Origin of the sequence: Bacillus sp. V3-13 (assembly GCF_002860165.1) — a bacterium.
Lineage (GTDB): Bacteria > Bacillota > Bacilli > Bacillales > Cytobacillaceae > Bacillus_BJ.
In genome coordinates, this window is record NZ_PGUZ01000042.1 from 131635 (window position 1) to 144521 (window position 12887).

Here is a 12887-nt window from a genome sequence, read left to right on the forward strand (position 1 = left end):
AAAGAGGAAAAATATGCTCATCATGCTCTTAGGGAGGTGGCTTTCTTGAAAAATCGGACTGCAAGTATTATGGCTATTTGTATCACCATTTTAGCGGCTATTGGCCTTGTCGGCAGCTTGATCAGTAATCCGGCCGGTTTTTTACAAAGAATAGCTGTCATTGTTTTGATTGTTGCAGCGGTTTATTTTCTTGTCCGTCGCTTTTACCAATCCAGCCCTGAGAAGCGAGAGCAGCGTGCATTTGTTAAGGCAGCCAAAAAATCAAAAAAGCGGTTACAACATAAAGACAGCGGTCATAACAAGCAGCGGGCAAACGTGCGGTCACTTGCTTCTTTACGCAGAAATAAGGCAACGAAAAAACATCCTTCCCACCTTACCGTGATCGAAGGAAAAAAAGGCAAAAAGAAAGATCGGGCCACCTTTTGAAGCCCGGTCTTTTTTTGTTAACATTGTCAATAGCTCCATGAACGGAAAAAGTCTTCGGCGCATTCCCTGCCAAGCTGCATCAGAGCGCGCTTTTTTTTCGCAGTCAATTGAAATTCAGTAGCCAGAAAGCCCTTTGTTGGAATGAAAATAATGTTGCGGGCATAATTTCGTGAAATGTAGCGGGCATCATGCGCATCCTTCATCGTTTCAAACAGCGCCTCAAATAACTGCAGCGCGTTACTAATTTTGTTTTTCGGACGGTCCAGCACATGGTGGCTTAATTTTATCCCTAGAACCGGGCGAACTTTTTTGATGTTTTCTTTATCAAAAAGCCACATTGGAAAATTGCTGAGAACACCGCCATCGACAATGATGTTGGTTTCAGAACCGGTCTTCAGCTTAACAGGTTCAAAAAAGAATGGCAGACTGCAGCTCATCCTGATCGCTTTGGCAATCTGGAAAGAGCGGGGATCAATTCCGAATCTTGGCAAGTCGTCCGGCAAGACAAGAAGCCGCCCATTTGACAGGTCGGACGCAATCACTCTCAATGTATTTGGAGGCAGGTCGGAAAAAGTCCGCAAACCCTTTTTCATCAGTTGTTCGGCAATCCACTTTTCAAGCTCGTTTCCCTTATACAAGCCGAGCCGCCAGTAGATCAGGAGCCACTTGGCAATCGAAAAAGGAATCAGCGTCGTTCTCGGATCCATGAATGTCGATAGATCAAGTTCATCGAATAGTTTAAAAATGTCGTCACTGGTGTAACCTGCCGCAACAAGGGCGGCTACAATCGAACCGGCGCTTGTCCCGGCAACCCTGACGAACCGGAAGCCCCGTTTTTCTACTTCCTTGTAAGCACCGATCAAGGCAAAGCCTTTAATGCCGCCGCCGGAAAAAACGCCGTCAATATACATAGCCGCCACTCCTGTCGATGTCGTCTTTGATACATCTTTAAGCAGCGGCTGCTGAAAATAGTACGGCAGACAAGTTGATTTTTTTAGAATTAAGTAAAATACTGCACTTCCGCTTCTGGAAAAAAGCTGCGGACGTACTCCCTGATCGTTGATTCCAGTTCATTTGCTTCTTCTGTTGGATAAACGTATTTTCCTATGCCATATCGCCCCCATTTATATTTACGCTTTTCCTCATTCATTTCCAGTTTCGTTTTCGGATAATGCTTTTCAATAACCTTCTTGGCAGGCTTTGTAAAACGATGCTGGATTAGTTCGAAGGTGAGTCCTTCCAGGTTGATTCCTTCGAGAGAGCTTGAAAGCCGCTCAAATAGTTCATAATAGCCTTCCTTCCAGTTTTCATGCAGATAAATCGGCGCAACAATAAATCCGAGCGGATAGCCTGCACCCGCTACTTTGCGGGCCGCTTCGAGACGTTCTTCAAAGCTGGACGTGCCCGGTTCAAAATTCTTGATCACATATCGGGAATTAACGCTAAACCGAAATCTTGTTTTCCCATTATGCTGTGCATCAAGAAGATGGTCGACATGATGGTACTTCGTTACAAATCGAAGTCTTCCGAACTCTGTCTGGCCAATAAATTCGATTGTTTTCTTGAGAGAATGGGTTAAATGGTCCAGACCAACAATATCTGATGTACAGGCTGCTTCAAAGCGGGTAATGTCCGGTTTCCGTTCATCGATATATTTTTCAGCCTGTGCGAAGATTTCTTCAAGATTCACATAAGTCCGTATGTATGGTTTGCTTCCCAATGTTGTTTGTAAATAGCAGTAATGGCAATGGCCCATACAGCCTGTTGCCAGCGGAATCGCATATTCTGCCGACGGCTTCGATGTATCAAATTTCAATGTTCTCCTAACACCAATGACTAGTGTTGATTTTGCGTTCCGGTATTTTTGCAGCTCATTGTCACCGGGGATTCCCCGTACTTGATTATGGGAGGTTGTTTCGCGTATTTCCAAGCCCATATTTTCAAACTTGTCCTTTAATTCTTGTCCAAGCGGAAAATCAAGAGCCTGTGGCTCGATATAAATTAATTGTGGCATAAATGGTTTCATAGTTCCTGCCCTCATTTCATTATGTATAAATATATTTGGTTTTAGTATGAACAAAAGAGGGAGGAATATAAAAAAGAGGAGAGGGAAAATTCCCCATCCTCTTTTCGTATTACTATGATTATAGACCGCACCGTAATTGTGCATTACAGTTTGTGCATGTATTGCAACCGCCGATCTCTTCCACTGTACCTTTCCGGCAAACCGGGCAAGTATCGCCGATTTCGGAGCCGATTGTGACGTTTGTTGAACGAAGCTCATTGATGGTATCGACGAGAACGACATGCTGCTTTTTCTTTTCCAGTTTTTCAGCTTCCGTTTCTTCGAATGTATTTTCTTCTGCTTTTAAGGTCAGCACCTGGGTGTCACGTGAACCGTCAACATACACTGTGCCGCCTTTTGCACCGCCGCGGTACAAACGCTCATAAACTTTTTCGACTTGTTCGACGCTGTATCCTTTAGGAGCATTTACCGTTTTACTGATTGAGCTGTCAATCCAGCGCTGGATCACGCATTGTACATCCGCGTGTGCTTCAGGCTTCAATTCCATTGCAGCGATAAACCAATGCGGCAGATTATTTGGATCAGCATCCGGATTCTTGGCCAGATACTCCTGAACGATATCAGCTTTTACTTCAATAAACTTTCCAAGTCGTCCGCTTCGGAAATAAGAGAAAGAAAAATATGGTTCAAGCCCTGTAGATACACCGACCATTGTTCCAGTGGATCCAGTAGGCGCAACTGTGAGTAAATGTGAATTGCGGATTCCGTGTTCTTTAATCGACTCGCGAATATCCTCAGGCATTTTCTTCATATAGCCTGTTTGTGTGAACGCTTCTCTTAAGCGGTTCGTTTCGGCTTCGGTTTGACCTTGCAGGAATGGGAAGCTGCCTTTTTCCTTTGCCAGTTCAACAGAAGCACGGTAAGCCGTTGTAGCGATCGCCTCGAATACTTCGTCGACAAGCTTGTTGCCCTCTTCGGAACCGTATTCTGTTTCACAGTAAATCAATAGATCATGCAGACCCATTACGCCGAGGCCGACACGGCGCTCGCCAAGCGCCTGCTTTTTATTTTCTTCAAGGAAGTATGGAGTTGCATCAATAACGTTATCCTGCATGCGGACTCCGACTTCAACAGTCTGTTTAAGCTTTTCAAAGTTAACGGTTTTTGTTTCTTTGTCTGCCATTTCAGCAAGGTTTACTGCAGCCAAGTTACAGACACTAAATGGTGCAAGAGGTTGTTCCAATTTTGTTATCCTAAAGGCTTTTTATCCCTTAGTTCTAACGGTTCAAGTTTCCGTTAGTTCAGCATATCTTTTCATTACACACTTTCTTCATGAATAATATAAGCTCTTTTCTCCCTCGATCTTCACCGAAAACAGCTTTAGAGATCACTCTAAAATCTTTTACTCCAAATTTACGATAAATATCATTAACAAGCGGATAAATAGTAGTACTAATTTTATTTAACGGAGTAGATAATACTACCTGTTCATTTAAAATTGACCAGTTAATGATATAGTCCTTAATTTCCTTGTGAGTTTCTCTTCTTTTATTAACATAAGCATCGGTCGCTAATTTAATGGCATTCTGAGCAGAGCATAAAATACTGCAGTAACTTTGTTTAGAAGTTTTCAACACTTCGAATTCACGGTTACATTTAATACATTTTCTGATTTCTCTCGGGGTTTTAATTTTACCTTTCTGAGCTAATCCGGATTTTCTTAAACCCTCTAACATTTTTTGTTTTGTAACATTTTCAGTTGCCCAGAGTTTTTTTGTGTGCTCTCCTATTCTTTTCTTTGCTTCATCAGAATGCCTTAAATTATAATGACCATTAAATTTACCATAAGCCGCCTTGTTAATAGTTGCAGTATTTGAATTTATCCATTCTGTCAGGATTGAATTAAGCGAGAACGGTAAATCAATATACATATTAAGAAGCTCTTCGTAAGAAATTAAATCAGATTTAATACCGTAAATAGATTCGATTTTTTCTAAAGCTTTCATTGCGTTTTTTTTTGCGTCAAGATTACGAGATATAATCTCGACTACTCTTTTGAGGTTGCCGTCTTGATCATAGAAGAAAAAATCGGGCTTATATAATTTGTAACCAATATCGAAAGTTCGATCTTCGTAACTCCAAGGGATCGAATAAAAATCAAGATATTTGGCGTATGCATACTCATATGAACTCCTTAAATAGAATCCTTTATAAAAACCTGCATAGCCCCTATTCATCTTGATTTCTCCTTTGCAAGAGATACTCAGAATTTCGATATATATGTGTAATGTTGCGGCCTCATGGATGGATTATATTCTGCATTGCAGGTTCACCATCTATGCGTTGCCCCTGACCGAGCTTTTAAACCCGGCCTTCGGTTCGGATTCCCATCTCAGGGTTCCCGCTTCATTCCGCAATTTTTTACGTGAGGCAAATTAAGCTACTCTACCACACGGGTTTGTTGCAACAACTTTTTGTCCATACGCCTGAGCGTTTGTCATGTCGTTGGCATTGTCGATGAAGAAAATGCCTGGCTCCGCTGAGTAGGTTGCACAAATGTTGATTAAATTCCAAAGCTCTTTTGCTTTGATTTTTTTATAAGTGCGGACCTTTTTGCCAAGCTTTTGCCATTCACGAACATCACCGATTTTATGCCACTCTTCATTATAATATTTCATGTCTTCAGCGTCATAGCTTTCAACATCCGGGAAGCGAAGCTCGTAGTCGCCGTCATTTTCAACGGCTTCCATAAACTCCTTCGTTAAACATACGGAGATGTTTGCACCTGTTAAAAATTCCGGGTTGTGGACAGTGTAATTTCCGCCTGTTTTCAGCTTTAATTCCGCTTCCTGTATGATTTTTTCACTGAAGCCGCCATAACCGGGAATATGTTTGTAATTGATAATTCCCTGGTACATGTCTTTTTCCTGCTCGGTTAATGGAGTAAATTTAAGCTTGTCCTTTGCGAGCTTTTTAATCAGTTCATCATTTGTATTTTCAATTAGGAAACGCAGAATTCTGGGATTTTGCATCTTGGAAATGATGAATTCAACAATATCTGGATGCCAGTCCGCAAGCATGATCATTTGTGCCAGAAAAATGTTACGTTGATTCGTTAGATCAACTCTCTAAGTCGCCTTAGAGTTCAGACCATATCTTACACTCAAATCAGAGTGTCCTCGCACTTCGGAATCACTTGATTCCTACTCTACTCGCTCCACTTATTCAGTGTGCTTTCGATGGCCGTTGAACCTTCACCTGTACGGTGCTTGGCTGCTGATTGTCTTTAGCCACTTGTTGTTTTCAAGCATTCACGCTTACCGTTTCCAGTTACGTTGTAGCCAACAAGTCATTTAGGATGTGTTTTTCACAACCATAAAGAGTTTCCAGCAATTCACGAGGTTTATTTATAGACGAGGCACACTGTTATGCTGCTTTACCACGTCTTGAGCCACCCTGCTCGACAAGATGCGTTAATTTCGCAATATCATCGAGCCAGGATACGGAACCGGAAGACTTTCCGTTTACTCCCTTCGCAAGAGTGTTGCGCGGTCTCAGGGTAGAACCATTCGTTCCGACACCGCCGCCGCGGCTCATGATTTCCATTACCTGCTTGCGGTGTTCGGAAATGCCTTCGCGTGAATCCGCTACAAACGGCATTACATAGCAGTTAAAGTAAGTGACATCCGTTTCAGCTCCGGCCCCGTAAAGAACACGGCCTGCCGGGATAAAATTTAAGCTGACAAGCTCCTGGTAAAACTTTTCAAACCACTCTTGCCGTTTTTCCTCTGTTTTTTCTACTGAAGCCAAGCCTGTTGCGTTTCTTTTTGCAATTTGTTCATAGTAGATCTCCAGCGGCTTTTCAATGACATCAAGAGAACGCTTAATGACACCCGTCCGCGCTTCTTCCGGGTCGTCGAGAACTCCTCTGAATTCTTCATCGACCAATACTTTTGCAGCTTTGCTTTCCCAGTCAATCTCAAGGATAAAACCAAGGCCGCGCGCCGGGAATTTTGGATCCTCTTTGATGGTAAGAACGACGAAGTCTCCGTTTGACAGCGTGATTTTTTCCGTATCCTTGAACGTATAACGGTCAAGCATAACCAAACGTGAAACCCCTTTATGTGCGATTTTCATATCTGGGGTGATGGGGTGTACTTGGGGAAACAGCCCAATATCCTTGTTCAATCGTTCTACATCAATACTCATTTTTTGTCGTAACACAACAGACATAAACACAACTCCTTTATCTTTCTAAAGCTTTTTCAACGTTGAATAGGGAACATTCCCAACTCAGGATGCAAATTCTAGTTGTTTATCAAGTACCCTAACGTTATCATACCGAAACATAAAAAATCAATATATAGTAGCAAAAATATTTTTAACACCACTATATATTGTGATTAAGACCATATTTTATTTTTTTGTCAAACCTAAGAAAACTTAAAAAAAGGAGAATGAGAGAGCAATAAATAGATTTTCGTGCTAAATCGATTAATTTTAACAAATTTCGCAACTTGCACTTTCTTCGACTAGGCAAAAAGACTTATCATCCTATTTTCCTAGCTGTTTAAAAGACAAAAGCAGCCCGTTTTGCGTTTGTCACCGCTTAAAGTTCCATTCATCATTCTCGTAACGGTCCTTTGCAATCTTGTTTACATACTCAAGTTCACTTTCTGTAAGCTTATACGGTTCCAAATCAATATTGAGCCCATCAGCAAACCCTTTTCTGAACGCATCTTTTGCTTCGGTTAACGAAATGGGGCGGGTGCTGATCTCATTGATCGCAACCGCTTTGCTCTTGAACGCCTTCCGCATTCTTTCTTTGACACGGTCATTGGGATACTTAAATAAGCTGAACAGCTTATCCTCATCAAGATCAAGCAAAATCGAACCATGCTGGAGAATCACCCCTTTTTGCCTCGTCTGTGCACTTCCGGCCACTTTTCTGCCTTCGACAACGAGCTCATACCAGCTCGGCGCATCAAAGCAGACCGCTGAACGCGGATTTTTAAGCGAATCTCTTTCTGCTGCTGTTTTTGGCACAGCAAAATAAGCATCAAGCCCTAAATAATGAAACCCTTTTAAGATTCCTTCGGAAATAACGCGGTATGCCTCTGTCACTGTTTTCGGCATGTCGGGATGCTCCTCGGACACAATCACACTATAGGTGAGCTCATGCTCATGGAGAACTCCCCTTCCGCCCGTAGGCCGCCGCACGAAACCGAGTCGATGATGCTTCACTGCGTCCATATCAATCTCTTTCTCAACCTTTTGGAAATAACCTACAGACAGCGTTGCCGGATTCCAGCCGTAAAACCTGATCACAGGAGGTATTTTCCCCTCACTATGCCAATCAAGCAACGCCTCATCAAGTGCCATATTAAAGGCAGGAGACCCGTTTCCTGAATCGATAAAGCGCCAGACTTCTTTTGTCATATGTAAAACCTCTTTTAGGAAATATGATTTTTAGTCTATCAAAATTTGTTAAGAAAAAAAAGAAAGACGAATTGCGTTTTTCTTTTTAAAAATTTTTAGTCTGATTTCCTTTACTGATGGGACGCCCGGCTTATATAATAAAGAGTGGCTTAGCATTGTCTGAAAGGAGCAAAAAGATTGGATACACTTTATTTCCTGTTAATTGTCGCTGGAGCGATCATCATATACTCTACTGCGATGTGGCTGACTCAGCGGAGAATTGTCAAAACGCTGACTGAAGAGCAATTTCGCGAGGGCTATCGAAAAGCCCAGCTTATCGATGTCCGCGAACCGAATGAATATGATGCCGGACATATCCTTGGCGCCAGAAATATTCCTCTTTCACAACTGAAAATGAGATTGAAGGAAATCCGTCCGGACAAGCCTGTTTATTTATATTGCCAGAGCGGGATGCGAAGCGGCCGGGCCGCCCAGCTTTTGCACCGAAAAGGTTATAAAGACTTGTCTCATTTACAAGGCGGTTTTAAAAAATGGTCCGGAAAAATCAAAGCGAAAAAATAATATCGGATAATAGAACCCGCAGACTGGGATGCCGGACTGCGGGTTCATTTGTGTACATAAAAAGGGAAGCTGTGGCTTCCTCTTTTTCATTGTCTATGCTTTTTGATAGCGCAGGATCGGTTTTCTTGCCGCTGTTGTTTCGTCCAGGCGCCCCACAACGGTTGTATGCGGTGCTTCCTGGACAATCTCCGGATTTTCCTCCGCTTCCCTGGCGATTTGAATCATGGCGTCAATGAATGCATCCAGCGTTTCCTTCGACTCTGTTTCGGTCGGCTCAATCATAATGCATTCTTCAACGTTGAGCGGGAAATAAATGGTCGGCGGATGATAGCCAAAATCAAGAAGTCTTTTCGCGATATCAAGAGTCCGGACGCCAAGCTTTTTCTGGCGTTTTCCGCTTAAAACGAATTCATGCTTGCAATGCCTGTCAAATGGAAGGTCAAAATGCGGAGCCAGCCTTCTCATCATATAATTGGCGTTCAGCACGGCATATTCCGTTACCGCTTTTAATCCATCCGGCCCCATTGAGCGAATGTACGTATAGGCGCGGACATTGATACCGAAGTTACCATAATAAGGTTTCACCCGGCCGATTGATTGCGGGCGGTCATAATCGAGTACATAGTCTTCACCGCGTTTTGCAATAACCGGCTTTGGAAGAAATGGGATCAGATCTTTTTTAACACCAACCGGGCCTGAACCGGGACCCCCGCCGCCATGCGGACCTGTAAATGTTTTATGAAGATTTAAATGGACGACATCAAAGCCCATATCTCCGGGACGTGCTTTTGATAAAACCGCATTCAAGTTTGCGCCGTCATAATAAAGCTTTCCGCCGGCACCGTGAACAATTTCCGCCATTTCCAAAATATTTTCTTCAAACAAGCCAAGCGTATTCGGGTTTGTCAGCATAAGAGCAGCTGTATCGTCACCGACTACGCGCTTTAAGTCTTCGAGATCGACCAGGCCGTGTTCATTTGATTTAACGGTAATCGTTTCAAGACCGGCAACCGTTGCCGATGCAGGGTTTGTACCGTGCGCTGAATCCGGGACGATGACTTTCGTCCGCTTCGTCTCCCCGTTTGCTTCATGGTAAGCACGGATCATCATCAGTCCCGTCCACTCGCCATGCGCACCTGCCGCCGGCTGCAAGGTTACTTCATCCATGCCGGTAATTTCAATCAAATGCTCCTGCAGGTCATACAATAAGCCAAGTGCCCCCTGGACTGAGCTTTCATCCTGAAGGGGATGGACATGGGCGAAACCGTTAAAGCGGGCGACATTTTCATTGATTTTCGGGTTATATTTCATTGTACAGGAGCCGAGTGGATAAAACCCGGAATCGACACCATGGTTGCGCTTTGATAAAGCGGTGTAGTGGCGCATAATATCAAGTTCGGATACTTCAGGCAGTTCCGGTTCTTCTTCACGCAAATAGCCAGCAGGAACTAACTCGCTTAAATCTGTTTCCGGAACATCCAAATCCGGGAGGCTATAACCGATGCGGCCGGGTTTGCTCAGTTCAAAAATCAGCGGTTGATCTTGGTTATGCATGGTAATCCCCCAATTCTTTGACGAATGTATCAATCTCTTCTTTTGTTCTCAACTCAGTCACGGCGACAAGCATATGGTTTTCCATATCGCTGTAATTGCGGCCAAGATCATAGCCGCCGATAATCCCTTTTTGTAAAAGCTGCTTATTGACCTCTTTGATTGGCTTGTTAAGCTTTACAACAAACTCATTAAAGGACGGGCCATCAAAAACAATGTCAAATCCATTGTTCGCAAAAGCTGTTTTCGCATAGTGCGCTTTTTGGATATTGGCCAATGCCATTTCCCTGACACCCTTTTTGCCGAGTGCCGCCATCGCGACTGATGCCGCGAGCGCATTCAGGGCCTGGTTCGAGCAAATATTGGATGTCGCTTTATCGCGGCGGATGTGCTGCTCGCGCGCCTGCAGGGTCAGTACAAAGCCGCGGCGGCCTTCTTCATCGGTTGTTTGCCCGACAAGGCGTCCCGGTACCTTTCTCATCAGCTTGCTGGTCACAGCAAAATATCCGCAGTGCGGCCCGCCAAAAGCGGTTGGGATCCCAAAAGGCTGGGCGTCCCCGGCGACGATATCAGCACCGAATTTTCCGGGCGGAGTCAAAGCGCCCAGCGCAAGAGGATTGCTTGAGACAACAAATAAAGCCTTTTCAGCATGAATCAGTTTTTCCAGTTCCTGTAAAGGTTCGATCCGTCCAAAAAAGTTTGGGTACTGGATCATCACTGCAGCAATTTCATCCGACATCATCTCTTTAAGCGCTCCGATATCGGTTATCCCGTCTTGATGCGGAACTTCGACGACTTCAACGTACTGCCCTTTTGCATAAGTTTTGACAACTTCCTTTGTTTCCGGATGAACCGTGCTTGATATCAAAATCTTTTTCCGGCGGGTCTGGCCTGCACTGAGCATGGCGGCTTCTGCAAAAGCCGTGCTGCCGTCATACATCGAAGAGTTGGCGACATCCATTCCGGTCAGCTCACAAATCATCGTTTGAAACTCAAAAATCGCCTGCAATTCGCCCTGGGAAATTTCCGGCTGGTACGGCGTATAAGCAGTGTAAAACTCGGAACGTGAAATAACATGGTCAACGATCACAGGCATGTAATGGTCGTAAACACCCGCGCCGAGGAAAGATGTGTTCTTTTTCAAATCGGCATTTTTATCTGCAAGCTGGCTTAGCTCCTTCATCAGCGAGGATTCCGGTTTCGCAGCCTTTATTTTGTATTCACCTTTAAAGCGGACACGCTCGGGAATATCGCTGAACAATTCCTCAACAGCCGTGACTCCTATTGCGTCCAACATCGATTGTTTATCTTGCTCTGTCATCGGTAAGTAGCGATGCTTCATGACTGATTCTCCTCTCAAAGCTATTTCTTTTCTCTTTTATAAAAAGGTGTAGCCGCCACTTGTGCTTTCAGGCGCTTTCCGCGAATCTCGATTTCCACATGATTTCCTGACTGTGCATGCTCCGCAGCAATCAGGGCAAGACCAATGTTTTTCTTCAAAGTCGGTGATTGTGTTCCTGTTGTGACTTCACCGATTTTTTCTTCCCCTTTATAGACAGGGTAGCCGTGGCGAGGAATTCCCCGGTCAATCATCTCAACACCGACTAGCTTTCTTGGCAGCCCGTTTTCCTTTTGCTTTAAAAGGGCTTCTTTCCCGATAAAATCAGCTTGCTTGTTTAGTTTCACAGCAAAGCCAATTCCAGCTTCAAGAGGAGAAATTTGTGCCGATAATTCCTGGCCGTACAGGGGCAAATTCGCCTCAAACCGCAATGTATCCCTTGCTCCCAACCCGCACGGAACGACACCCTCTTCTTTCCCGGCAGCCAAAATCTCATTCCATAGAGCTGCTGCATCCTCTGCACGGCAATAGATCTCAAAGCCGTCTTCCCCGGTGTATCCCGTTCTCGACACGAGCGCCTTCTTGCCGTTTAAGTCCACGTCCTGCTTAAATTTAAAGAATCCGATTTCCGACAGGTCAACATTACCCGCAAGCTTTTGCAGCACCGATTGTGCGAGCGGACCCTGCAATGCCAGCTGGGCAGTAGTCTCGGACACGTTTGTCAGCTCAACACCCTCGATCAAATGATCCGTAAGCCACTTGTAATCTTTTTCAATGTTCGCCGCATTGACAACGAGAAGATAATGATCGTCATCCAATTTATAAACGAGCAAATCGTCTACCGTTCCGCCTGTTTCATAACACATTGCCGAGTATTGGGCAGCACCGTTTTTTAACTTCTCCACATCATTTGTCATCATTTTTTGCAAGTATGCGCGACTGTTTTTCCCCTTTACTTCAATTTCACCCATATGGGAAACATCAAACAAACCGGCCCGCGAGCGGACTGCCTCATGCTCCTCCTTAATGCTTGAAAATTGCACTGGCAGATCCCAGCCGCCAAAGTCGATCGTTTTCGCCCCGTACTCCTTGTACAGCTTGAATAAAGGCGTGCGTTTTAACTGTGACATCTTTTCTCCCCCTTATAAGTCCGGTTTCATCAAAATTATTGATATGAGAAGATCGAAAGCCGCCGGGCCGGACACCAGCCATGGCTGCTATTTCGATCAGAACCGCAAGTGAAGTTGACTTTAGAATAACCAAAAAAAGGACAGAAAACCCCCTCCAATAAAAATGAGAAGGTCTCTGTCCTTGCACCTGAAAGTTTACCTTAAATAAGGCTTTCCCCTTTGGTGGCTTCGCAATGGCTCGAAGCACTCTCCAGAGCCGCGTCAAACAAGAGTTCTTTTGCCTGAGAGATTCACAACATGATTGCTTGCTCCTTCGGCGCTGCAAATGCAGTCTCTCCCCTTGTTATCATTCGCATTTATAAATTTTATCAAGTTGTTCATACTAAGCTTTATCATAACCCGAGAAACTTCTAAA

At 44.2% G+C, this 12887-nt stretch carries 9 protein-coding genes, 3 pseudogenes and 1 riboswitch; of the genes and pseudogenes, 2 read left to right on the forward strand and 10 right to left on the reverse strand.

The genetic code is table 11. The features are described from left to right. Nucleotides 1–36 precede the first annotated feature (36 nt). Nucleotides 37–426, forward strand: a complete 390-nt coding sequence (locus CU633_RS16025) for an SA1362 family protein (protein WP_308314779.1) — start codon at nt 37–39, stop codon at nt 424–426. 26 nt (nt 427–452) lie between these two features. Here the strand turns inward: CU633_RS16025 and CU633_RS16030 are convergent, their stop codons facing one another. From CU633_RS16030 to CU633_RS16060, 7 genes and pseudogenes are all read right to left on the reverse strand, one after another. Next, the gene (locus CU633_RS16030; RefSeq protein WP_101661596.1) at nt 453–1337 is read right to left on the reverse strand and encodes a patatin-like phospholipase family protein; all 885 of its coding nucleotides are present in this window, start codon (nt 1335–1337) and stop codon (nt 453–455) included. Nucleotides 1338–1426: 89 nt separating this feature from the next. Beyond that, nucleotides 1427–2452, reverse strand: a complete 1026-nt coding sequence (gene splB, locus CU633_RS16035) for a spore photoproduct lyase (RefSeq protein ID WP_101661597.1) — start codon at nt 2450–2452, stop codon at nt 1427–1429. A gap of 118 nt (nt 2453–2570) precedes the next feature. Continuing rightward, nucleotides 2571–3692: pseudogene (locus tag CU633_RS16040) on the reverse strand (vitamin B12-dependent ribonucleotide reductase); the annotation flags it as partial. Nucleotides 3693–3753: 61 nt separating this feature from the next. Next, nucleotides 3754–4689: a restriction endonuclease gene (locus tag CU633_RS16045; protein WP_101661599.1), complete on the reverse strand. Its 936-nt coding sequence runs from the start codon at nt 4687–4689 to the stop codon at nt 3754–3756. Nucleotides 4690–4899: 210 nt separating this feature from the next. Continuing rightward, nucleotides 4900–5553 (reverse strand): annotated as a pseudogene (locus CU633_RS16050) (vitamin B12-dependent ribonucleotide reductase); the annotation flags it as partial. A 337-nt stretch (nt 5554–5890) separates the two neighbouring features. Next, nucleotides 5891–6685 (reverse strand): annotated as a pseudogene (locus tag CU633_RS16055) (ribonucleotide reductase N-terminal alpha domain-containing protein); the annotation flags it as partial. A gap of 369 nt (nt 6686–7054) precedes the next feature. Then, nucleotides 7055–7891 carry a lipoate--protein ligase family protein gene (locus tag CU633_RS16060; protein ID WP_101661602.1) on the reverse strand — a complete coding sequence of 279 codons (837 nt, stop codon included), beginning with the start codon at nt 7889–7891 and terminating at the stop codon, nt 7055–7057. Between the two features lie 177 nt (nt 7892–8068). Between CU633_RS16060 and CU633_RS16065 the strand changes: the two genes are divergently transcribed. Then, entirely contained in the window at nt 8069–8452 is a 384-nt protein-coding gene (locus CU633_RS16065; protein WP_101661603.1) for a rhodanese-like domain-containing protein, read from the forward strand. A 93-nt stretch (nt 8453–8545) separates the two neighbouring features. Here CU633_RS16065 and gcvPB read toward each other — a convergent pair whose 3' ends face one another. The 3 genes from gcvPB to gcvT are packed head-to-tail and all read right to left on the reverse strand — an operon-like array spanning nt 8546 to nt 12472. Then, a complete protein-coding gene (gene gcvPB, locus CU633_RS16070) occupies nt 8546–10006 on the reverse strand; it encodes an aminomethyl-transferring glycine dehydrogenase subunit GcvPB (protein WP_101661604.1) in 1461 nt (486 codons plus the stop codon). Continuing rightward, complete coding sequence (gene gcvPA / locus CU633_RS16075; protein WP_101661605.1) at nt 9999–11345, reverse strand: aminomethyl-transferring glycine dehydrogenase subunit GcvPA; 1347 nt, start codon at nt 11343–11345, stop codon at nt 9999–10001. The genes gcvPB and gcvPA overlap by 8 nt, the downstream gene beginning before the upstream one ends. 20 nt (nt 11346–11365) lie before the next feature. After that, a complete protein-coding gene (gene gcvT / locus CU633_RS16080; RefSeq protein ID WP_101661606.1) occupies nt 11366–12472 on the reverse strand; it encodes a glycine cleavage system aminomethyltransferase GcvT in 1107 nt (368 codons plus the stop codon). A 259-nt stretch (nt 12473–12731) separates the two neighbouring features. Then, nucleotides 12732–12822: riboswitch (glycine riboswitch) on the reverse strand. Nucleotides 12823–12887 lie beyond the last annotated feature (65 nt).